Source organism: Paraburkholderia graminis C4D1M, assembly GCF_000172415.1.
GTDB lineage: Bacteria > Pseudomonadota > Gammaproteobacteria > Burkholderiales > Burkholderiaceae > Paraburkholderia > Paraburkholderia graminis.
In genome coordinates this window covers 224292-246900 of sequence record NZ_ABLD01000007.1, presented here as the reverse complement: position 1 = coordinate 246900, position 22609 = coordinate 224292, and the positions used below count along the sequence as shown (strand labels likewise).

The 22609-nt window shown below is 62.8% G+C and carries 21 protein-coding genes; 6 read left to right on the top strand and 15 right to left on the bottom strand.

Annotated features, from left to right (window positions below):
- Nucleotides 1–138: 138 nt before the first annotated feature.
- From BGRAMDRAFT_RS15255 to BGRAMDRAFT_RS15215, 9 genes are all read right to left on the bottom strand, one after another.
- A complete protein-coding gene (locus tag BGRAMDRAFT_RS15255; protein ID WP_006049671.1) occupies nt 139–906 on the bottom strand; it encodes an ABC transporter ATP-binding protein in 768 nt (255 codons plus the stop codon).
- Nucleotides 903–1811, bottom strand: a complete 909-nt coding sequence (locus tag BGRAMDRAFT_RS15250; RefSeq protein WP_006049670.1) for an ABC transporter ATP-binding protein — start codon at nt 1809–1811, stop codon at nt 903–905. The genes BGRAMDRAFT_RS15255 and BGRAMDRAFT_RS15250 overlap by 4 nt, the downstream gene beginning before the upstream one ends.
- Before the next feature lies 1 nt (nt 1812).
- On the bottom strand, nt 1813–2727 hold the full coding sequence (gene nikC, locus BGRAMDRAFT_RS15245) for a nickel transporter permease (protein WP_006049669.1): 915 nt from the start codon (nt 2725–2727) through the stop codon (nt 1813–1815).
- Nucleotides 2728–2785: 58 nt separating this feature from the next.
- Nucleotides 2786–3856, bottom strand: coding sequence for an ABC transporter permease (locus BGRAMDRAFT_RS15240; protein ID WP_006049668.1), 1071 nt, complete (start codon nt 3854–3856; stop codon nt 2786–2788).
- A gap of 20 nt (nt 3857–3876) precedes the next feature.
- Entirely contained in the window at nt 3877–5484 is a 1608-nt protein-coding gene (locus BGRAMDRAFT_RS15235) for an ABC transporter substrate-binding protein (protein WP_006049667.1), read from the bottom strand.
- A 53-nt stretch (nt 5485–5537) separates the two neighbouring features.
- Nucleotides 5538–6104, bottom strand: coding sequence for a D-alanyl-D-alanine dipeptidase (gene ddpX / locus BGRAMDRAFT_RS15230; RefSeq protein WP_006049666.1), 567 nt, complete (start codon nt 6102–6104; stop codon nt 5538–5540).
- Nucleotides 6105–6109: 5 nt separating this feature from the next.
- Nucleotides 6110–6988 carry a sap1 transcriptional regulator SapR gene (gene sapR, locus BGRAMDRAFT_RS15225; protein WP_006049665.1) on the bottom strand — a complete coding sequence of 293 codons (879 nt, stop codon included), beginning with the start codon at nt 6986–6988 and terminating at the stop codon, nt 6110–6112.
- A 137-nt stretch (nt 6989–7125) separates the two neighbouring features.
- Nucleotides 7126–8004, bottom strand: a complete 879-nt coding sequence (locus tag BGRAMDRAFT_RS15220; protein ID WP_006049664.1) for an alpha/beta fold hydrolase — start codon at nt 8002–8004, stop codon at nt 7126–7128.
- Between the two features lie 33 nt (nt 8005–8037).
- A complete protein-coding gene (locus tag BGRAMDRAFT_RS15215) occupies nt 8038–9291 on the bottom strand; it encodes an MFS transporter (RefSeq protein ID WP_006049663.1) in 1254 nt (417 codons plus the stop codon).
- Nucleotides 9292–9363: 72 nt separating this feature from the next.
- Here BGRAMDRAFT_RS15215 and BGRAMDRAFT_RS15210 point away from each other — a divergent pair, with 72 nt between their 5' ends.
- Nucleotides 9364–10287 carry a LysR family transcriptional regulator gene (locus tag BGRAMDRAFT_RS15210; RefSeq protein ID WP_006049662.1) on the top strand — a complete coding sequence of 308 codons (924 nt, stop codon included), beginning with the start codon at nt 9364–9366 and terminating at the stop codon, nt 10285–10287.
- Between the two features lie 53 nt (nt 10288–10340).
- Here BGRAMDRAFT_RS15210 and BGRAMDRAFT_RS35935 read toward each other — a convergent pair whose 3' ends face one another.
- Nucleotides 10341–10643: a VF_A0006 family four-cysteine protein gene (locus tag BGRAMDRAFT_RS35935; protein WP_006049661.1), complete on the bottom strand. Its 303-nt coding sequence runs from the start codon at nt 10641–10643 to the stop codon at nt 10341–10343.
- A gap of 71 nt (nt 10644–10714) precedes the next feature.
- Nucleotides 10715–11638, bottom strand: coding sequence for a LysR family transcriptional regulator (locus tag BGRAMDRAFT_RS15200; protein WP_006049660.1), 924 nt, complete (start codon nt 11636–11638; stop codon nt 10715–10717).
- 107 nt (nt 11639–11745) lie between these two features.
- Between BGRAMDRAFT_RS15200 and BGRAMDRAFT_RS15195 the strand changes: the two genes are divergently transcribed.
- Entirely contained in the window at nt 11746–12489 is a 744-nt protein-coding gene (locus tag BGRAMDRAFT_RS15195) for an SDR family oxidoreductase (protein WP_006049659.1), read from the top strand.
- Nucleotides 12490–12577: 88 nt separating this feature from the next.
- Here the strand turns inward: BGRAMDRAFT_RS15195 and BGRAMDRAFT_RS15190 are convergent, their stop codons facing one another.
- On the bottom strand, nt 12578–13906 hold the full coding sequence (locus tag BGRAMDRAFT_RS15190; protein ID WP_006049658.1) for an SUMF1/EgtB/PvdO family nonheme iron enzyme: 1329 nt from the start codon (nt 13904–13906) through the stop codon (nt 12578–12580).
- A gap of 125 nt (nt 13907–14031) precedes the next feature.
- Nucleotides 14032–14880, bottom strand: a complete 849-nt coding sequence (gene fnr / locus BGRAMDRAFT_RS15185) for a fumarate/nitrate reduction transcriptional regulator Fnr (RefSeq protein WP_107706929.1) — start codon at nt 14878–14880, stop codon at nt 14032–14034.
- Nucleotides 14881–15356: 476 nt separating this feature from the next.
- Between fnr and BGRAMDRAFT_RS15180 the strand changes: the two genes are divergently transcribed.
- The 3 genes from BGRAMDRAFT_RS15180 to BGRAMDRAFT_RS15170 all read left to right on the top strand — a co-directional run bounded on the left by BGRAMDRAFT_RS15180 (nt 15357) and on the right by BGRAMDRAFT_RS15170 (nt 20466).
- Complete coding sequence (locus BGRAMDRAFT_RS15180) at nt 15357–16997, top strand: methyl-accepting chemotaxis protein (protein WP_006049656.1); 1641 nt, start codon at nt 15357–15359, stop codon at nt 16995–16997.
- A gap of 231 nt (nt 16998–17228) precedes the next feature.
- Nucleotides 17229–19823: a 2-oxoglutarate dehydrogenase E1 component gene (locus tag BGRAMDRAFT_RS15175; protein WP_006049655.1), complete on the top strand. Its 2595-nt coding sequence runs from the start codon at nt 17229–17231 to the stop codon at nt 19821–19823.
- A gap of 253 nt (nt 19824–20076) precedes the next feature.
- Nucleotides 20077–20466 (top strand): response regulator, encoded by a 390-nt coding sequence (locus BGRAMDRAFT_RS15170; RefSeq protein ID WP_006049654.1) that lies wholly within the window; start codon nt 20077–20079, stop codon nt 20464–20466.
- A gap of 27 nt (nt 20467–20493) precedes the next feature.
- Here BGRAMDRAFT_RS15170 and BGRAMDRAFT_RS15165 read toward each other — a convergent pair whose 3' ends face one another.
- A complete protein-coding gene (locus BGRAMDRAFT_RS15165) occupies nt 20494–20973 on the bottom strand; it encodes a universal stress protein (RefSeq protein ID WP_006049653.1) in 480 nt (159 codons plus the stop codon).
- 233 nt (nt 20974–21206) lie between these two features.
- On the opposite strand from BGRAMDRAFT_RS15165, the gene BGRAMDRAFT_RS15160 reads away from it, so the two are divergent.
- Nucleotides 21207–21896 (top strand): FadR/GntR family transcriptional regulator, encoded by a 690-nt coding sequence (locus BGRAMDRAFT_RS15160; RefSeq protein ID WP_006049652.1) that lies wholly within the window; start codon nt 21207–21209, stop codon nt 21894–21896.
- Nucleotides 21897–22008: 112 nt separating this feature from the next.
- Here the strand turns inward: BGRAMDRAFT_RS15160 and BGRAMDRAFT_RS15155 are convergent, their stop codons facing one another.
- Nucleotides 22009–22602, bottom strand: a complete 594-nt coding sequence (locus tag BGRAMDRAFT_RS15155; protein WP_006049651.1) for an acyl-homoserine-lactone synthase — start codon at nt 22600–22602, stop codon at nt 22009–22011.
- Nucleotides 22603–22609: the final 7 nt, after the last annotated feature.

The following is a 22609-nucleotide window of genomic DNA, read 5'->3' as shown; positions in this document are numbered from 1 at the left end:
AAGACTGATAACGCTCCGTCTTTAACTTTCTCGACGGTCCCTGTCCGCATTACGGCACAGCAGGGCAACACGAAGCAATCGGGACAAATACTCCTGCTGCGCGCGAGCGCGAGTCGGCGGTTGCTTCGACGCGATCTTTCATAAAGACGCATCCACGCCCAATGCTTCGACGGCCTTGCGCTGATAACCGCCGGTCGCGAGCAACAGCGTGCGCGAGTACTCGCTTTCGACCTGCTGCGCGCGAATCTTCTCGATCGGAAGCTCTTCAACGATCTCTCCATTGCGCATGATCGCCACCCGCGAGCACAGAAAGCCGACTACCGCCAGGTTGTGACTGACGAGAATCATCGTGAGATTCCGCTCGCGATGCAGGCGCTTAAGCAGGTTGAGAATTTCGGCTTGCACGGAGACGTCGAGCGCGGAAGTCGGTTCATCGAGAAGCAACACGCGCGGCTCGACGATCAACGCACGCGCGATCGCAACGCGCTGTCGCTGTCCGCCCGACAATTGATGCGGATAGCGGAAGCGATACGACGGATCGAGGCCGACTTCACGCAGCGCATTCACAATGCGCGCTTCCTCGCCGCCGATTCCGTTTATGTTCAGCGGTTCGCGCAGCGTCTGGTCGACGGTGAAGCGCGGATGCAGCGAGCCATAAGGGTCCTGAAAGACCATCTGCACATGGCGCCCGCGCATGTCGCGATCCGCTCCGGCGATGTGCACGGACCCTTCGGCAGCCGGCGCGAGTCCGCTCAGCGCGCGAAGAATAGTCGACTTGCCGGAGCCCGATTCACCGACGAGACCGAAGACTTCACCGGCCTCGACATGAAAGCTCGCACCGCGTACCGCATCGAAGAGTCCGGCAGCCGTCTTGAAGCGCACGGTCAGTGCATCGACGCGAATCATAGCGGCGCTCCTTGCTGCTGGCCGATGTCGCCGACGTCGCCGATCTCGCTGAGCCACGCTGCGTCGCGCGAGAGCACGGGCAATTCGGCGGGCGGGTCGACAAGCGGCGGATTCGCCGCAAGCAGCCCGCGAGTATAAGGATGCTGCGCGTGAATCAGATCGCGCGCGGCGCACGTTTCGACGACACGTCCCGCGTACATCACGATCACGCGGTCGCAGAACGACATCACGAGCGGCAGGTCGTGACTGATGAAGATGAGGCCGGTCTGATGCTTTTCGATCAACTCGTCGAGCACTGCCAGCACTTGCATGGAGACGAGTACATCGAGTGCGCTCGTCGGCTCGTCGGCGATCAGCAGACGCGGGCCTGTTGAAACCATCATCGCGATCATCACGCGTTGGCCCATGCCGCCCGATAGTTCATGCGGATAAGAGCGGGCGACGCGTTCAGGATTGCGGATATGCACGGACTCGAGCGCCGCAATGACTTTTGCCCGCATTGCACGACGGCCAAGCTTCGGCTCGTGCAGCGCGAACGCTTCGCGCATCTGCTGCTCGACGGTCATGACCGGGTTGAGCGAATACTTCGGGTCCTGCAGCACCATGCCCATCTGCGAGCCGCAGAAGCGGCGGCGTTTGTCCGTCGGCATGGTCAGCATGTCGTGTCCGTCGAAGCGCAGCCGTTTGGCCGTGCAATGCGCGGCGGGCGGCAACAAGCCGAGCAGCGCGCGGCCCGTGAGCGACTTTCCAGAACCCGATTCGCCGACGATGCCGAGTCGCTCGCCCTTCTTCAACGTCAACGACAAACCCCGCACCGCTTCATTCAGCGTACCGTCGTGCGCGCGAAAGGCAATGCGCAGATCGTCGATTTCACACAGCGGTGCATCCGCTTCGTCGTTGCGCATGTCAGTCTCCGTGGCGCGGATCGAACACGTCGCGCAATCCGTCGCCGAGCAGGTTGAACGCGAGGCTCACGAGCAGGATCGCGAAACCTGGGAGCGTCGCGACCCACCATGAATCGAGCAGCACGTTGCGGCCGGAAGCGACCATGAAGCCCCATTCGGGACTCGGCGGTTGCGCGCCGAGCCCGAGAAAGCCGAGACCCGCGACAGTGAGAATGATGCCCGCCATGTCGAGCGTGGCGCGCACGATCACGGACGACATGCACAGCGGCATCACATAACGCAGCAAAATCCGCAGATTCGACGCGCCTTGCAGACGCGCGATCTGAATGAAGTCGGCCTGCACGAGCCTCAATGTTTCGGCGCGCGCGAGACGCGCATACGCGGGCCACGCGGTGATGGAGATCGCGATCACCGCATTGATCACGCCGGGCCCAAGCGCAGCAGCGAACGCGAGCGCGAGCACGATCTTCGGAAACGCGAGCGCAATATCGGTGATGCGCATCAGCACGTTATCGACCCAGCCGCCGAAGAAGCCCGCGGTCGTGCCGATCATCAGGCCGATCGGCACCACGACGACGACCACGAGGATCGCTATCGACAGAGTCAGTCGCGAGCCATAGATGATGCGCGAGAGAATATCGCGCCCAAGCTGATCGGTGCCGAGCCAATGCGATGCCGAGCCCGGTGGCAGCAAGCGGTCGGAGAGCACCTGGCGCAACGGATCATGTGGCGCGATCCACGGTCCGATGATCGCGACGATCACGAGCACCATCAGAATCGCAAAGCCGAACACGGATAAAGGATTACCCGCAAAACGCCGCCAGCGTCGATAGGCAAGGCCCAACGCGGCCTGCTTGCGCGACGCGGGCGTGTCGGTGAGCAGCCATTGCTTCCACGAAAGGCGCGGCGCATTCATCGGCCAGTCCTGCGTCGAATGTTCGAGAGGAGGACGCACGTAAGTAGTCTCCTTTGCATCAGCGGGCGCGCGGATCGAACACGCGATAGAGCGCGTCGGTGAGCAGATTCAACGCGATGAAAGTAGCGCCTATCACGAGCGTGCTGCCGAGTACGGCATTCATGTCGGCATTGAGCAGCGCACCCGTCAGATACGATCCAATGCCGGGCCACGCAAATACGATCTCGGTGAGCACCGAACCTTCGAGCAGGAAGCTATACGAAAGCGCGATCACCGTGAGCAGCGGCACCGCGATATTGCCGAACGCATGCACCCACACGACGCGGCGTTCGGGCACGCCCTTCGCGCGCGCCGTCGTGATGTACTCCTGGTTCAACTGATCGAGCATGAACGAGCGCGTCATTCGACTCAGATACGCAACTGAGTAATAGCCGAGTATCGCGGCAGGCAACGCGACGTGTGAGACCGCGTTGAAGAACACGTCCCATTCGCCGGCCATCAGCGAATCGACGAGCAGGCTTCCTGTGCGCGAGTCGACCATGCCGTCGAACACCGGGTCGAGTCTGCCAGGGCCCGACACCCAATGCAGCTTCGCGTAGAACAGCAACAGTCCCATCAGGCCGAGCCAGAACACAGGCACCGAACTGCCGATCAGCCCCACGAAGCGCGCAACGTGATCGATCCAGCGGTTATGCCGCGTCGCCGCGACGACGCCGAGCGGCACGCCGACCAATACGCCGACGATGGTCGCGAGCGTCGCCAGTTCGAGCGTCGCGGGAAAGACGCGGCGGATGTCGTCGAGCACGGGCTTGGCCGTTAGCAGCGACATGCCGAGGTCGCCATGCAATACCGCATTCACGTAGATCAGGAATTGCTCGGCAAGCGGCTTGTCGAGACCCAACTGGATACGCGCGGCCGCATAGGCGGCCGCCGACGCGCGATCGCCGAGTATCGCGAGCACAGGGTCGATCGGCACCTTGCGGCCAATCACGAACGTCACGGCAAGCAGGCCCGTAAACGTGATGGCGAGCGTGAGCGCCCAGCGCAGCACGCGCAGTGTCCAACGCACGCTTGCGCGGCGCGCGGACACGGCGCGAATGCGGTCGATAGGAGTCAGGGTTGTCGACATGATCCAGCGCCGCCAGGCGATTACTGCTTCTTCACGTGCAGATACGAAACGAGGTCGTTGATCGGCCCCACTTCGAGTCCAGACACGCCTGGGCGCATCGCTACCTGCGATACCTGCTGGAACATGATGACGAACGGCGAATGCGCGAGCATGTCCTTTTGCATCGTCTGATAAAGCTGTGCGCGTTTTGTGGTGGACGACTCGGCAAGCGCGGCGTTGGTCTGTTTCGTCAGATCGGGAATGTCCCACGAATTACGCCATGCGAGCATCTTGTACGAGGACTTGTCGGAGTTGTCCGGATTCCACGCGTAGCCCTGCGCATTGCTGTGCGGGTCGATATAGTCGGCGGACCATTCGCCGATATAAATGTCATGCTGACGCGCGCGATACTTCGCGAGCGTCTGCTTGTTATCGCCAGGAATGATCTCGACTTTGATTCCGCCTTGAGCCAGATTGGCTTGCACTGCCTGTGCAATTTCGTTGTACGGATAGGCGCTGCGCACATCCATCGTGACGCTAAAGCCGTTCGGCAAGCCCGCTTTGGCGAGCAGTGCCTTCGCCTTCGCAACGTCCTGGTGATAGGGGTTGCTATTGAGTGCGCCGAGAAAGCCTTCCGGCAAGAACGTTTGATGAACCTTATAAGTCGTCTTCACGACGTTCGTCTGAATGCCGTTGTAATCGATCAGCCATTTCATTGCTTCCTGTACTTCCGGCTTCGCGAGATTCGGGTTCTTCACGTTCAGACCGAGATAGAGCAGTGTCGCTTGCGGCACTGCCATCACATGCGCCTTGTTGGATTTCGTCAATGCCGCGAGATCGTCGGGACTCAGATTGCGCGCGACGTCAGCATCGCCATTTTCCAGCAGCAGGCGCTGGCTCGATGCTTCGGGAACGTGACGGAGCACGATGCGCTTCATCGCGAGCGGCATGCGGTAATCGTCGTATTTCTGCAGAATGATGCTGTCGTTGGCGGTCCATTTGACGAGCTTGTATGCGCCCGATCCGGCCTCGTTCGTGCGCAGCCATTCGTTGCCGAAGTCGTTGCCTTTCTGATGCGACATCAGCAGCTTTTTATCGAGCACCGATGCGGGCCACGCGCCGAGAACATTGAGTACAAAGGTGGGCGCGTATTTCTGATCGGTCGTGATGCTGACTGTCGAATCGTCGATCTTTTGGACTTTCTGCAGCGCGTTGTCTTTGGTGAGGCCAATGCCTTGCAGCACGGCGGCAGCGCCTTTATCCAGCAGCACGCAGCGCTGGATCGACCACGCGACATCATCGGCCGTGAGCGGATTGCCCGAATGGAACTTGAGGCCAGAGCGAATCTTGAAAGTGAACGTGAGTCCGTCGGGGCTCACGCTCCACGATTGTGCGACGTCGCCATTGAATTTCGACGGGTCTTTCAGATCGACTCGCACAAGACGGTCATAGGTATTCGCGACGTATTCCTCGGGCACCAGTTCATAGACTTCGCCGGGGTCGAGTGTCGAGAATTCGTCGAGCGTCGTGGCCATGACAAGCATGTCTTTCGGCGTCGCCGCGAGCGCGCTGCCTGTCATGGTGACGGAAAATGTCAGCGCGGATACCACCGCGACTGCTGCCAGCGCATTGCGCAAAACCAGATTCATACTCGCTCCGTATCTAAAGGAAGAGAACCTGCAAATGGACAGCCGGAAACCAATCACATCAACTTCAATGGGCCGCTTTCGCTGTTGTCGATGACCGGCAGCGCGCGCGAGCCAGGCAATTCGTAATGCCACCATTCGCTTGCGATGTGCGTAAAGCCGGCTGCGTGCATGATGCCGAGCAGCAGCAGCCGATTGCGCTGCACGTGTTGCGGCAGGCCGTGGTGAAAGTGTTCCGAGGCTTTCACCATTTCATCGAAACCGGTGCCCATGTCGAGCGGTTCGCCATTGCCGTCTATCAACGTCAGGTCGATAGCCGTGCCCCGGCTATGGTTCGAGCCGCGGCCGAGTTCCGCGATGTAAGTCGGATCGGGCAGAAAGTCCCACAGTACTTTTTGCGCTTGAGGCGGACGGTACGCGTCGAAGATGAGCAAGCTCATGCCTATACTCTCCGCGAGTTCGACGGCTTTACGCAATGCGGCTTCGGCCGGTTCGAGCAGCAGGCAATGCGCTTCGCGGTAAATCGGCTTGCCGGTGAAGTTGCGCGGCGTCGCGTAAACGAGGTCGATGTCCACGCGATGCGTGTCGCGCGTAATGTGTATCAGGCGATGTTTGTCGGTCATGGTGGTCAGAATTCGAACTGATCGAGTTCGCGTTGCAGTTCGCGGTTACGCGCAACGCGCTCGTCGATGGCAGGGCCGAGGTGCTCGACAATCGAGCTCAGCAAGAGATTGAACAGACACGTGAGCGGCGCAAGGGAATCCCAGAACTGGCCGACATCCGTCTTCACTTGCAACAGATCGCAATTGAAGTCGCGCGCCCACGGGCAATAAAGATCGGTGACGAGCGCAAACGCGATGTTGCGCTGCGCCGCGGCTTCGCAATAACGGCGTGCGATGCGCGAATAGGCGCGCGTGTCCGTCACAATCAGATAGGGCGAAGCGAATTCGGAGTTCAATGAATCCACATAGGAACCCGACATGCCGTCGGAATAGAACACACGCGGGCGCAGATATTCGAGGTAGCTGAAGAACGCGTTCGATATGCCGCGAGTCGATTGAATGCCGACGATATAGACGGCGTCCGCCGTCGCAACATGTTGAGCGACGCGGCCAAATGCTTCGCTTTCTGCGAGCTGATAGACGTAGCGCACGGCATCGACTTCAAGATCGAGCGACCGTGCGAGTGCCGCATGCTGCCGGCTCATGCCCTCCGAGTGTTCGTCGTGGCGCTCGTTGCGATACTCGTCGAGCCGGTCGGTAATAAACCACGGACGCGTTTGCGCTCCGCGCAACTCGCGCTTCAGGTCATCCAGATTGCGATAGCCGATGCTGCGCAGAAAGCGTCCAACGGAAATGCCGCTCGTTCCCGTTTGCTGCGCGATCTGATCGGCCGTCTCAAGGCCGAGCCGATCGAGATTCGCCAGCATATAGGTGGCAATGCGCTTGGCTGTCGGCGTGAGCGTGGTGAAGCTCTCCTGGACCGTATCGGTAAACGCAGTGCGCATCGCGGGCTATTCGTTATTTACCTGTCATGAAAGCGTGCTGTGGTAGCTATCTGACAAGGACAATAAAGCCGGCGCTACATTAATTTTTTAATCAAAGAGCGCGGGTCGATAGTCGGTGATGCGCGATGCATACTGTGTCAACGTGCCCACACGCGCCGCATGAAATCGAGCGTCAACGCGGCGATGTCGTCGCTCGCTTCTTCCAGCGCGAAGTGGCCGGCATCGAGCACATGCACTTCGGCGTCCGGAACGTCGCGCTTGTAGGCGTGGGCGCCATGCACGGTGAACGACGGATCATACTTGCCCCAGGTCACGAGCGTAGGCGGCCGATGCTCACGCAACCACGCTTGCCAGCGCGGATACGATTCGAGGTTCGTGCGGTAATCGTAGAAGAGGTCCGTCTGAATGGCGGCCTGTCCAGGGCGCGCAAGAAACTGTTCTTCGTCGCGCCAGTTGTCCGGGTCGTAGCGCTGTGGGTTCGGGCTCGTGCCCACGTGCCGCAGCTTCAACGCATCCGGCGAGGCGAGATTGGCCCACAAGCTCGCTTCGTGTTGCGCGCGGTCTTTCCAGAACGCCTTGCGCGTTTCCCACAGCGGTCCGAGTCCTTCTTCATGCGCAACGGCATTCTGAATCACGATGCCCTTCACTTTGTCGGGCCGGGCCATCGCAAGCCGGAATCCTACCGGGCCGCCATAGTCGGCCATGAACAGCACGTAGCGATCGAGCTTTAACGCATCGGCGAACTGTTCAATGGATCGCGCGATGTTGTCGAACGTGTACGCGTAGCTTTCGGGCGACGGAGCCTCGCTATTGCCGAAGCCCGGATAGTCCGGCGCGATAACGCGAAACTCCGGCGCGAGAAACGGCATAAGCGGTTCGTACATCCGCGAAGACGATGGGAAGCCATGCAGCAGTAGAAGGGTCGGCGCGTCCTTCGGCCCTGCCTCGCGATAGAAAATGTCGACGCCGTCGACGTTCACCGTCGAATAGCGGAAAGTAGAACGGGTTGCATCCATGATCGGTTTGTCCTCAAGTGGAAAGGTGCGATATCAAGGGCGTGGCTCGGCACCAGAAGGCGCCGTGCGCGACGTGCGCGTCGGCGCCGCCGTCTGCACGACATGCAGTACGTTTGCGGCGAGCGCAAATGCCGCGGCGGCGATGCACACACCCATCCAGTGGCCGAACGCCCATGCGGGCCCCGCGAGCAGCGCACCGATTGCGCTGCCGACGAAAAAGAGTCCGGTGAAAAGGCCGTTCACGCGGCCGCGTGCCTGCGGGTTGAGCAGGTTGACCGCGCGGCGCCCCATCGCCTGATCGCCGATCACGCCGAGATCGAGCAGCAGCGCCGCGAGCACGAGGAGCGCGAGCGAAGCGGCCGGCGACAGGCCGCTGCTGCCGCCGAGCAGCGCGATGCAGCTCGCCAGCACCACGATCGAGTGGAAGGCGATGGTCGCTTGCCGGTCGAGGCCACGGTCGCCAAGACGTCCCGCGACCGGCGCGATGATCGTGCTGCCCGCGCCGGCCAGCGCGAACAGACCCACCCCGACATGGCCGAGCCGCAGCGGCGCGCTCGCGAGCTTCAAAGCCACGCTCGTCCAGAACAGGTTGAACGACACCATCAACAGACCCTGGTACAGCGCGCGCCGCCGCAGCACCGGTTCGTCGCGGATCAGATGCAGCAGCGAGCCGATCAACGCGGCATACGAGCTTTGATGAACGGGACGCCGATCGGGCACATGCGTCCACAGCCATGCCGACATGACGGCAAGCGCGGCGGCGTCGATCGCGTAGTAGCTGCGCCAGCCGAACGCGCCGGCGATCAGGCTCGCCGCCGGCCGCGACAACAGCACGCCGAGCATCAGGCCGCTCATCACGTCGCCGACGACGCGGCCGCGATCGGCCTCCGGCGCTTGCGATGCGACGACGGGCACGAGCATCTGTATCGCACTCGACGTCAGCCCAACGAAAAACGACGCCGCCAGGAAGGCCACCGGCTCGCGAGCGGCGGCGAGCACGGCGAGCGACAACACTTGTGCGCCGAGCGTCGCGATGATGAGCGGCCGGTTCGGCAACAGGTCGACGAGCGGCACGAGAAGCAGCAGGCCGGCGGCGTAGCCAGTGAGCGTCAGCATCGTCACCATGTTGGCCCACGCGCCGAGTCCGACAGACGTGGCGAGATCGTTGACGAGCGCCTGCGACGCGTACAAACCGAGTACCGCAATGCCGACGGCAATCGCATAAGGGCGCGTCGCGATGGATGCGGGCGTCGCAACGGCGACAGGACTCTGATTGGTCGATGGCATACGCAGGTGGCTCCGCGAGAACGATGCTTCGTATGCTACTCGCGCTTAACTGATAGATAATCAGGGCGGAAAATGACTCTTTCTCCCGCAAAAATGGATAATGGATCGCTGCGCGACCTCGAGGTTTTTGTCGCGATTGCCGAGGAAGGCAACCTGACTGCAGCCGCGCGACGGCTCGACCGGTCGTTGCAGGCGGTCAGCCGCTCGCTGCAAGTGCTCGAGCGCGAGGCGGGAACGCTGCTCGTCGCGCGCACCACGCGGCAGTGCCGGCTCACCACGGCGGGCGAGCAGTTCTACACGCGCATCAAGCAGGTGCTCGCCGATCTCGCGATGGCGCGCGCCGAACTGGCCGAGCATGCAACCACGGTGTCGGGGCGTCTGCGTATCTGCGGTCCGACGCTCTTCGGTCCGCGCTATATCGCGCCGCTGGTGGCGGCGTTTCTCGCGCGCTATCCGCGACTCACGGCGTCGCTCGATCTGTCCGAGGAGTACGACGATCCGGCGACAAGCGGCGCGGACGTCACCATCCGTATCGGCGAGACGCCTGACTCGAATCTGATTGCGCGGCGGCTCGGCACCATCCGCCGGGTGACGTTCGCGTCGCCCGCTTATCTCGAGGCGCGCGGGCGTCCGCTGCGGCCGGCTGATTTGAAGCAGCATGATTGCGTGGTCCGCTCGTCATTACCGGAAGCCTCGCTGTGGCGCTATCGCAGCAAACGCGGAGTGGAGGAGTCGGTGCAGGTGCGCGGGCGCTTCGAAAGCAACAGCACGGCGGCGATCAACGATGCCGTTGCGAGCGGTCTCGGCATTGGCCGCGCCGCGTACTGGCAGATTGGCGAACTGGTGCAGCAGCGTCGCGTGGAACTGATCCTGACCGACTATGAACTGTCGCCGCTGCCGTTGCAGGCGCTATGGTTGCCTACGCGGCGCCTGCCCGCGCGCACGCGGCTATTCGTGGAGTTTCTGGCGTCGCGGCTCGAGAGCGTCGCGCTTTAGGGCGGCGGGTTGATTAGAACAAGCGCGGTTGCGCAACGTGAGTCGGCATCGCCTCACATGGGATTCTGCCGACGGCACGCGTGCAAGATTTCGTTGACTGCAAACGCGCCTCGCACGCTCTGCACATTCTGCAAGACACACACGTGATAGGCCCTTTCACGCGGCAACAGCAGTGCCCCGTTTTTGTAGAGCGCGATGCACGAATTGGTAATGGCGCGCGCCGCGTAATTGCTCTGGCTATTCGCGAGCGAATTCAGAATGCATTGGTCGTACTCGGGATTCCCGCCTCCGAATGCGAAAGCCGACAGCGGCGCGGCGAGCGCTGCTGAAACAAGCACAAAAACGAGTCTGAGCATGAGTGCGGAAAGCTCGCTGAGATGACGGCAGATAATCGTAGCATGTGCGTTATAGGCGGCCACGCGCCGCCTTATCGGCCGTCGAATTTCGCGGCCAGCTTCTGCTTTCGAAATGCATCGACGACGAAATCGATAAACACGCGCGTCCTCGCCGGCAACAGTTTTTTGTTCGGGTAGTAGATCGATATCGGTCCCTGGTCCGCGTACCACGCCGGCAAGAGACGCATCAACGCGCCGCTTGCGAGCCAGGGCGCTGCGTGCGGCATCGGCAGGAAGGCGACGCCCTGGCCGTGCATCGCCGCATGCGCGATCGCTTCGGGGTCGTCGAAGATCATGCGCGTGCGGCACTCCGCCTGGTACTGCTCGCCCACATGGTTCTGCAGCGTCCACGCGCGCAACCGGCCGGTTGTCGACGAGCGGCGAACGATTCCGTCGAACGCGCTCAGTTCGGATGGGTGCCTCGGCATCGTGCGCGTCGCCATATAAGCCGGCGATGCCGCCACGATCACATGCGTGCGCGCCAACTCGCGCGCCACGATTCCCGGCGTCAGTTCAATGCCGCCGCCGATGGCGACGTCGAAGCCGTCGGCGATCAGATCGACGGGCCGGTTATCGAAGTGCCAATCCGGCACGATCGCCGGATAGTGCTCGAGGAATTCGCCCAGCAAGGGCACCAGATATTCGCGGCCGAATGCCAGTCCCAAACTCACCTTGAGCGTGCCCGCGGGCCTGCCGTCCTGAACCGCCGCGCCGGCAAACGCGTCTTGCAGCGCGGTGAACGGCGCGGCGACTTCGCGCAACAGCTTTTCGCCTTCGGTCGTCAGCGTGAGCTTGCGCGTGCTGCGCTGAAAGAGCCGCAGACCCAGCGAGGTCTCGAGCCGCGCCACGTTCTTGCTCACGGCGGCCGGTGTCAGGCCGAGCCGGCGCGCCGCCGCCGAGAAGCTCAGGTGCTCTGCGCTGAGCACAAACGATTCGATCAGGTTGAGAGGCTCCACGGCGATTTCGGACAAATAGTTGAAAGAGATAGTCTAGATCACACGCTAGTCGAAGGGGAATGTCAGGACGATACTGCTCTCCACTCACTCACCCATTGGAGCAAGACATGACTGCAAATCTGACTGGCAAAGTTGCATTCGTCACCGGCGGCAGCCGGGGCATCGGCGCGGCAATCGTGCAACGTTTGTCGAAGGAAGGCGCGACGGTAGCGTTCACGTACAAGGGTTCGTCGGCGGCCGCGCAGGCACTTGCCGGCAGCATCGAGCAGCAGGGCGGCCGCGCGCTCGCACTGCAAGCGGACGCGGGCGATGCCGCGGCGGTGAGCCGCGCGATCGACGATGTCGCCGGCAAATTCGGCAAGATCGATATTCTTGTGAACAACGCGGGGGTGCTCGCGCTAGGCCCGGTCGAGACGTTCTCGCTCGAAGACTTCGACCGGACGCTGCAAGTCAACGTGCGCGCTGTTTTCGTCGCGGTGAAGGCGGTGTTGCCGCATATGGGCGAGGGCGGCCGTATCGTGAACATCAGCAGCGTCAACGCCGAACGCATGCCGTTTCCCGGCGGCGCCGCGTACGCAATGAGCAAGTCCGCGTTGCGCGGACTCGTGCAGGGCCTCGCGCGCGATCTCGGTCCGCGCGGCATCACGGTCAACAACGTGCAGCCCGGTCCGACCGATACGGACATGAACCCTGAATCCGGCGATTTCGCGTCGATGCTGCACGGTTTCATGGCGCTTCCGCGTCATGGACGGCCGGATGAAATCGCAGGGATGGTCGCCTATGTTGTCAGCCCGGAGGCGGCATTTGTCACGGGCGCGAGCTTGACGATCGACGGCGGTTTCAACGCCTGATCGAGTCGCGCGCGTAGGAAGCGACGCATAAGCAAGCCTGCCGGTTTTTTCGGCAGGCTTATGCTCTTGTTCTCTTATGCGTGATTCGTCACGCGCTCACGCAGCGGAACCCCGCATAAACGTACTGATAATGCGGCTGAAACCAGTTGCGAAACGTCGGCCGCAACATGCACTGTGCGGTGCGCGCCGATCCGCCCTTCAGCACGTAATGCTTGCCGTCGAAGAAATTGGCCGAGTAGCCCAGATAGAACGGAAACGGCTCGAACCCGGGCAAGCCGTCGAACAATGTCGACGTCCATTCCCAGCCGTTGCCGAACTGGCCTTCCACGCCGAATGCGCTCACGTTCTCCGGATAAGCGTCGACGGGCCGAGGATCCCAGCTACGGAAATCGAAGTTGCCCGAGCCCGCGTGCGGCGCGCCCTGTGCCGCGCGTTGCCATTGCGCTTCGGTGGGCAGCGCCTTGCCGGCCCAGCGCGCATAGGCGCTCGCCTCGGCGTGGCTGACGTACGCGGGCCAGTCGAGCGGCAAGGGCACGTCGTCGAACATGGTGCGCAACGTCCATTCGTCGCGACGGCCGTTGCCTTCGCCGCTGTCTTCACCGTTACGTTCGCTGTTGACGCTGCGCCGCGACCAGCATGCCGGATGCTCGATGCCCTCGGCTTCCTTCCACGCCCAATCCTGCTCCGACCACCACTGCGGCTCGCGATAACCGCCCGCGTCGATGAACGCGCGAAACGCGCCGTTCGTCACCATATAGCGGTCGATCTCAAAGGCCGGCACGTCCACTTGCAATTCGCCGAACTCGTTGTCCCAGCCGAAGCGGCCGCCGTCGCGCCGCATCCCGAGCGTGGCCGAACCCGCAGGCACGCGGACCATCGACGATACGCCGTTCGCGCGCCCCGGACCGGTCACGACAGGCTCGCGCAACTCGGTCACTTTCTGTGCGAGCGGCAATTGATGAAGCATGTACGCAAGCGTCTCCGCGTGCATCAGCCGATGCTCGATCGCGACATTCAGCAATTGCTCCGACGCATCGACGCGCGCGGAATCGGTCAGCGCGCGCAGTTCGCGGTCGATCTGTTCGCGAGCGCGCAGGCCATACTCGCGCACGGTCTGGAGCGAAGGCCAGTCGCCTGGTTGATCGGTGGGAAAGCCGCCATCAACCGGATCGATGCCGAAGGCGAAAAGCTGATCGAGTTGCGGATCGAAAGCGGGCAGTTCGAACAGACGCTGATCGAACAGATTACGGTCGAAAGCTTCGAGGTGACCGATATAGAACACGATGCGATGCCGCTCGCGAATCGGTCTTTCGTACAGAAACTCGGGCTTGACGATGGAGAAGAGAGCGTCGGTAACTTGACGCGCGTCGATCAGACGCTGAACGAGCGGGTGATGCGGGCGGGGATCGCGGTTCATTTCGCCGGGTCTCCTTGCGGGGGACGGACTAAACAAAGACTGTACCCGCTCGCAGTTGCCATGCCAAGGCAAAAGACCCGCCGGAAAAACGTGCAAAGAGCCGCGGCCGGCCCTGTGCATGGAGGTCAGACTTGCCGCAAGCCGTCCAGATCGACGATGCGAATGTGCTTGCCTTGCGTGTCGATCAGGCCGCGCTTTTGAAATCTTGACAGCGTGCGGCTCACGGTTTCGAGCGTCATGCCGAGGTAGCTGCCCATGTCCTCGCGTGTCATTCGCAGATTGAACTCCGCCGACGAATAGCCGCGCTGCGCATTGCGCTCGGACACGTCGAGCAGAAAGGCCGCGACCCGTTCGTCCGCCGACAGCGAGCCGAGCACCATCATCTGGGCCGCCTCGCGCACGATCTGCTCGCCGAGCAGCTTGTGCAGGCGTTCCTGCATCGAGCCGATTTCGCGGCACAGCGACTTGAGCGCGGTGTAGGGGACGATGCACACCGTGCTGTCCTCGAGCGCGAGTGCGCTGCACGCGTGCCGGTCTTCGCTGATGCCGTCGAGGCCGAGCGCTTCGCCGGCAAGCCGCAGGCCCGTGACCTGTTCGCGCCCGTCGCGGTGCGCCATGACGGTTTTCATCGAGCCGGAGCGCACCGCATAAATGTTGTCGAAACGGTCGCCGCTGCGGTACAGCGCTTCCCCGCGATGCACGGAGCGCGCCGAGCAGATCAGCGTTTCGAGTTTGGAAAGTTCGTCGTTCGACAAGCCTTGCGGCATGCACAACTGCCGCATCGAGCAGCTCGAGCAGCGCGCGGCGCTGCGGGTGGGCGTGCGCGTGGCGGCACGCGGCGTCGCCCGGCGGCTGGCTCGCGGTGCGGGCGAGGTGACGGCGGAGCCGCCCGGAACTGCGGAAGCCGGGGCCGAACTCGGGGCGGAAGTCGGGGCCGAAGGCGGGGCGGGAATCACAACGGTAGGGGTCAACATGTCTGAGCCGATGTCAGGAGGTAATGATTGATTGTCCCACCGGCTCTGTCCCCCGTTTCGCGGCAAAATGACGCGCTCCCGCGCTCAAGCCTCTTGAGCGACGTCAGAACGCCGCGCCTTGCGTCCTCCAAACGCGGAAGCGTCCGAATGCGCTTTCCCGCCCGCGCGAGCTCTTACTCAACGTTTTGCGTCAACCAGCGACTTTCCCGCGCACTCGCAAACGTTTGGCGAATTTTTTTCTTTCTCGCGCACACCACTCTCAAGGTTTAGGAATTTTTGTCGTCATATTGTCTGAAGAATGCGGCGGCAACGAGAAAGGGGCGGACTACAACGTGCCCATGTCGGCGTCATCTAGTGAACCGCCTTGAGACGAGGCGGATGTGTTCACGCCGAAGCGCGGGGCGGCGCCGCAATGCGGTGAACTGCGCGCGCTTCGCGACAACTTTTATCGAGCGGTTGGGGAAGGAATTAGACACATGAAGATTTCGAATTTGAAAATCGGGGTTCGTCTTGGCTCCGCCTTTGCGCTGATGGTCGCGCTGCTGGTCGGCACGGCTGTCGTCGGTATCGAGCATCTCGAGTCGACCAACACGAAGATGGATGAGATCGTCAGCAATCGCTATACGCTGATCGCGCTCAGCAATCAGATCAAGAGCAACGGATACAAGGCGAACGGCATTCTGAGCAATCTGCTGCTGACCACGTCGCCCGATAAAGCCAAGCAGTACATGGACGACTACGCGGCGATCCGCAAAGCGAACGCGCAAGCCTACGCCGAGCTCGAAAAGCACCTGACGAGTGATGAAACCCGGGCGCTCTTCAAGCAGCAGTTCGACGCGCGCTCCGCTTACGGCGTGAGCGTGAAGAGCTTCTTCGATCTGGTCAGCAAGAACCAGCAGCAGGACGCGCGCGACGTCTATCAGGGCGACATGGCGCGGCTGCAGGATGCGTATTACGTCCTCGTCGACAAGATGGTCGACGTGCAGGCGGACCGGATGGCGCGCGATGTCGCCGAAGCCGTCGCCGAAGCGCACAACGCGAAGCTGCAAATGATTCTGCTCGCGCTGTTCGCCACGGTGATCGCGATCGCGACCGGCATCTTCATCACGCGCACCATCACGCGGCCGATCAACCGTGCGGTCGTTCTCGCCGAAGCGGTCGCGGCCGGCGATCTCACGCATCATCTACACATCGATTCGACCGATGAAGTGGGCCGCCTTCTCACCGCGCTCGAACGCATGACCGGCAATCTGCACGGCATCGTCGCGCAGGTGCGCCAGGGCACGGACACGATCAGCCAGGCGACGCGCGAAGTCGCGAGCGGCAACATGGACCTGTCGAGCCGCACCGAACATCAGGCGAGCTCGCTCGAAGAGACGGCGGCCGCGATGGAGGAGTTGACGTCGACGGTCAAGCAGAACGCCGATAACGCACGCGAGGCCAATCAGCTTGCGTCGAGCGCGTCGGATGTCGCGGTGCGCGGCGGCGAAGCCGTGAACCAGGTCGTGAGCACGATGACCGCCATCAACGAGTCGTCGCGCAGGATCGTCGAGATCATCGGCGTGATCGACGGTATCGCGTTCCAGACCAACATTCTCGCGCTCAACGCTGCCGTGGAAGCGGCGCGCGCGGGCGAACACGGGCGCGGCTTTGCGGTGGTCGCGAGCGAAGTGCGCGGCCTCGCGCAGCGCAGCGCCGTTGCCGCGAAGGAAATCAAGGAGCTGATCGCCGACTCGGTGAGTCAGGTCGGCACCGGCGGCAAGATGGTCGAGGAAGCCGGACAGATCATCGGCGAAGTCGTGAAGAGCATTCGCCATGTGACGGAAATCGTGGCCGAGATCAGTTCGTCGAGCAAGGAGCAAAGCGAAGGCATCGAGCAGATCAACCACGCCGTCACGCAGATGGACAAGGTGACGCAGGAAAACGCCGCGCTCGTCGAGCAAAGCGCCGCCGCGGCGCAGGCTCTGCAAGACCAGGCGCAGCAACTCACGCAGACCGTCAGCACCTTCAAGCTCGACGACGCCACGTCGAAACAACGTCGCGTCACGCGCGACTCGCATGCGCATCGCTCGAATGATGTGAGCGATGCGGGTGCTTGGCTCGTGTCGGCCCAGTAGAAGTCGAGGCAGGCAACGGACGGAGACACGAGCCGGTCGCGCGGACCGGCTCGATAACACATAGAAGACCGAGCGCTGCTGCAAGTCCGCATCCGCATCGCGCTCTTTCCCGTTTCGCTGTCTGCCGAAGATCACGGCCAACCGTCGCGTTGCCGTCGCGGGCGTACGCCCCGAGCATTCGCATGCGGACAGCGGAATCCGATTAACGGTTTCTTCCGCACGCTATCCAACATGTCCCACGTCTCTTCCGAATCGATTGTTCTTTCACGCTCGCCGGCCGGCGCGGTTATCGAACCGGCAGGCGACCTGTCGCCGGTAGCGCGGACGCTGCAGGTCCGGCGCTTCATCGACGCGTTCCGTCAGCACGGTCATCGTCAGGCGTCGCTCGATCCGCTGCGCCTTGCGCCCGTGCCCGAGGTGCCCGAGCTCGACCCTGTGTTTCATGGGCTCGATCCGGCGCAGCCGATCGGCGCCGAAAATCCGCTGCTGCCGCCTTCGGCCGCGGTGCATGAACTCGAGCGGCAATTGCGGCGCGTCTATTGCGGCGCGATCGGCCTCGATCTGACCGGCATCCGCGATCAGCAGCGCCGCCCCCAGTTGTCCGCATGGCTCAAGACGGAGCAGCTTGCGCCGTTGCCGGCGCGCGAGCCGCGCCGCCGTCTGCTGCGCCGCCTCGTGGCCGCTGAAACGTGGGAGCGTCATGTGGCGGCGCGATTCGAACATGCGAAGCGCTTCTCGCTCGAAGGTTGCGAGAGCCTCGTGCCGCTCATTGAAGCAATCGTCGATCAGGCTGCCGCTCATGGCGTTCGGCAGGTGTTCGCGGGCATGCCGCATCGCGGGCGCCTGAATGTGCTTGCCAACGTGATGGACTTCGATCCGGCGAAGCTGATCGATTGCCTCGATCCGGATTCGGAGGCCGCGGCCGTGCAGCGCGATCTGCCGTATCACCTCGGCGCCAGTACGGTAAGAAAGACGCAAGACGGCGATGTCGCGATCTTCCTTGCGCCCAATCCGTCGCATTTGCAAAGCGTCTATCCGGTGGTGAGCGGCATGGCGCGCGCGTACCAGGACGAGCATCGCGGCTTCGGCTGCCTGCCGCTCGTCATGCACGGCGACGCCGCCTTCGCGGGCCAGGGCATCGTGATGGAAACGCTCAACATGACACGCAAGGACGGCTATGCATTGGGCGGCACGATCCATGTGATCGTGAACAATCAGATCGGCTTCACGACGCCGAACCGGATGGACGCCGAAGCCTATTCGTATTGCACGGACATTGCGCGGATGATCGACGCGCCCGTGATCCGCGTGAACGCCGATCGTCCCGACGAAGTGATGCGCGCCGCGAAGCTCGCATTGCAATACCGGATAGAGCACGAGGCCGATGTGATCATCGACCTGATCGGCTATCGGCGTCTGGGTCACTCGGAGCATGACATTCCCGCGCTCACGCAGCCGTTGCAGCAAGCGGCGATCGCGACGCATCAGACCGTCACCGAGTTGTATCACGCGGCCATCGGCGAAGACACGCCGCTCGACGTGCTGCGCGCGGAAGCGTTGAAGGAGCTTCAGACGACGCCGCCGTCCGCGCTAACTTCGTCACGGTCTCACGGCAACCGGATAAAGCGCACGCGGCCGTTGTCGCTCGCGCGCATGCAGTCGTTGACCGCGGCGTTGACTCGCACGCCGCCCGCGTTCCGGCTGCACGAGTTGCTGCGCAACATCACCGCGCAGTGGCAAAAGAGCGTCGCCGATGAAACCGCGGCCGTCGATTGGTGCTTCGCGGAAAACCTGGCTTATGCGACGTTGCTTGACGACGGCCATAGTGTGCGCATCTCCGGCATGGACGTCGGTCGCGGCACATTCATGCATCGGCATGCGGTGTGGCATTCGCAAGGCAATGCGGCAAGCGACACCGCAAACGCGACCGAGCCTTATGTGCCGCTGCAAAACCTCGGTGTGCATCAAGGCGAGTTCGACATCGTCAACTCGCCGCTGACCGAAGAGGCGGTGCTGGGTTTCGAATACGGCTACAGCGTGCAGACCGGCTCGCACCTCGCGATCTGGGAAGCGCAGTTCGGCGACTTCGTGAACGGCGCGCAAGTCATCATCGATCAATACATTGCCGCGGGCGAGTACAAGTGGGACCAGCGCTCCGGTTTGACGATGCTGCTGCCGCATGGCCACGAAGGCGTCGGCCCCGAGCATTCGACCGGGTATGTCAGCCGCTTTCTGCAACTATGCGCGGGCGGCAACATGAAGGTCGTGATGCCGTCGACGTCATCGCAATGGTTCCATATGCTGCGTGAGCAGGCGTTGAGCGCGGAGCCGAAGCCGCTCGTCGTGATGTCGCCGAAAGGACAGCTCTATGGCAATGCGCGCTCGCATTCGCCGCTCGGCGAGTTGATCGGCGGCGCGTTTCTTCCCGTGCTGCACGATAGCGGCGTCGCTTCGCCGCAAGACGTGACGCGCGTCGTGCTGTCGAGCGGCAAGTTCTTCTATGACTTGCAGGCAGCGCGCGATGCTGGCGGCGACACGCGAACCGCGCTCATCCGCGTCGAGCAGTTGTATCCGTTTCCGACGAGCGAGCTTGCCGTTGCGCTCGCCGCCTTCCCGCAACTCGAGGAAGTGGTGTGGGCGCAGGAAGAGGAAAAGAAGCACGGTGCATGGCATTTCGTACGCGACGAAATCGAGCAGGCGGTGCCGGCGAACTGCCGCATTGTCGACGTGTGCCGGCGCGAAAGTCCGTCGGGCGCGCACTCGTCGATACGCGCGCATCGCGACGAACAGCAGCGCCTCGTCGCGGCTGCTCTCGCGCGCGGCTGACGTTGCAACGTCAAGCGGTTTGCCTGCCGAGGTGCGATTGAGTTGCTATTGTTAACAACAACAGGCAGCAACACGCGAGGTTGTCGCGAGCGGCAATTAACCATGCCGCATGGCGGCAGCCTCGCGCTTTCCGGCTTCGTTTCACAGCCTGATTTCGCGGCTTGCCTACGGGCACGCCGGCTCGCGCAAGCGGGCAGCGCGCGTTGGCATGCGGGTTGCGAAGCAGGTCGTCGAAGCGATAGGACAATTGCACATGGCAACCGTACTGCTGGTCGATGACGACGCCGAGGCGCTCGATGCATGGAGCGCCGTCTGCGCCGCGGGGGGTTACGAAGTAAAGACGGCGCTCGACGGCAAGTCGGCGCTCGCGCAGTTCATGGCCGCGCCGGTCGACGTGGTCGTTGCCGACTGGCGCATGCCGGTCATGTCGGGCAGCGAGCTATGTCACCGGTTGCGCACGCTGCCGGGTCTCGCCGACGTCGCGTTCATCCTTGTCTCGGGAGAACCGAGCCCGCCCGCCTTCGTGAGCTTCGACGGATTCCTGCGCAAGCCCGTGGACGGCGCGATCCTGCTCGCGACGATGCGGCGCTTGCTGGACGATCACGTGACTCATCGCGCATTGCAACGCGGCGGGCAGCCTTGATGCACGCCGCACGCCGTTGCGGCGACTTCAGATATCCGCGTGCGGATCGTCGGCCTGCTTGGTTGCCGCCGATGGAATCAGCAGCACCGGCAAGCGCGCCTGGCGCACGCAGCGCTCGGCGACGCTGCCGAGAATCAGCCGTTGAAATCCGCGCCGGCCGTGCGTGCCCATGACGAGCAGATCGGCGTTGAAGTCGGCAGCGGCTTTCAGCACGGCGGTTGATACATCATCGAGCGACGCGGCTTCGCTGACGACAATCTCGCCCTTCACACCTTGCGCGTCCATTTCGCGCGCCAACTCCACGCCGAGTTCCTTGCCCTGTTCGATCAGCCGGTTGCGAAGCACCGAAGGATCGTAGCCGGGCGCCTCGAAATACATCGGCGTATTTTCGACGACATAGAGCGGCTGCAAGACAGCGCCCGTCGATCTGGCGAGCGCGAGCGCCGCCTCGAAGGCGTGGCGCGAAGTCTGGCTGCCGTCGACCGCTACAAGAATGCGTGTGTACATATCCACTCCACGTCAGGTTGCGAAACTTCAATCATGATCCACCGACTTGCGTTCGGACAGGATGTAAATCAACCGGTTCACAAATTTTGACGCGGAGCCGCGCGGGCCGGCCCGCGTTTGCGATCAGGCGCGGCGGCCTTTGACTCGATTGCAAGAGCGCGAAACGCGGCGAATGCCGCCAGGGTTTGCCTTACAATTGGAGCCTACTCTGACAAGCTGCATCCGCCCGGCCGATGAACGAGCGCAAAACGACGGGCTTGCCCGACAAGATCTACGGCGACATCCTGAATCGCATTCTCGAAGGCGAGTACAAGGAAGGTCAGCGGCTGCCCACCGAGCACGCGCTGGCCGAGCGTTTTTCGACCTCGCGGCCCACGGTGCGCGAGGCATTGGCGCGGCTGCGGGCGGACGGCATCATCGTGACGCGCCACGGTTCGGGTACGACGGTCGCGCGACGGCCCGATCCGGACGTGCGGCGTTTTGCGCCGCTCGAAACACTGTCCGACATCCGCCGTTGCTATGAATTTCGCATCGTCACGGAGACGGGCGCGGCGGAGCATGCGGCACTCAAAGCCGACGCCGACGACATCGCCGCAATCGAAGAAGCGTGGCAGCAACTGGAACGCATCATCGAGACGCGCGGCATCGGCGCACACGACGACTTCCTGTTCCACCTCGCGGTGGCGCGCGCGTCGCGGAACCCGTTTTTCATTACGGTGATGTCGTTCATCGAGGAACAGATTGTTTTCAGCATGAACCTGTCGCGCAATCTCTCGCTCGTGAAAACCGTGGAGCGGCAGCGCCTGGTGCAGGCTGAGCACAGAGCGGTGCTCGACGCGATCCGCCGTAAAGACCCGCAGGCGGCAGGGCAGGCGATGCGAGCGCACCTGGAAAATGCGCTCGAACGGATGTTTGGTTCGTAGGGAGCTTCGCGTGATCCGCCGCGCGCGGATCGAGCAGGGTTAGCAGCGCGTGGACAGTTGCGATGGCCGGCGGCCGGCAGCCAGGCGGCGGAGCAGCGAAGCAGTGGAGGAGCTAAGCGGCCGCGGCCATCGGCCCGAACAGAGCCGCGCGCGTTTTCGGACTCACGGCAATGTCGAGCGCCACCGCACGTTCCACGCCGATCTGCAGCGGTGAGCCGAGCCGGCTGATCTCAATGCCTGTCTTGCGCAACAGCCGTTCAATTGGCGTCGTGGTCACCGTCACATAGCGCGTGATGCCCATGCGGTCCGCGAACGTGACCAGCTCGTGGATCGCCTGCATCGTCACATCGGCGAAACCGAACGACTTCTCCTCGCCGCTGGTGTCGATCGCGAAGCGGCTCAGTTCCCAGATGTGCCGCCCAACCGGCGCCGCCGCGCCGTGCAGCAGTTGCGGGAAGGTGTCTTTCAGCATGTTCGGCCCCTCGGTCGGCATGAGGCGCCAGCAGCCGCGCACGCGCCGGTCGTCGCCCTGAATCAGCATGTAATGCGGTCCCAGCGCATCGTAGCCGTCGATCTCCATGCCCGCTATGGTCGGAATATCCCACCCCAGCCGGCCGTGAAAAACCCGCGCCCGCAGGCGGTACATCTCGTTGATGTCCTCGTTGTCGAACTCTTGACGCATTCCAATCCGGATTGCTGTTTGCATGACGTTC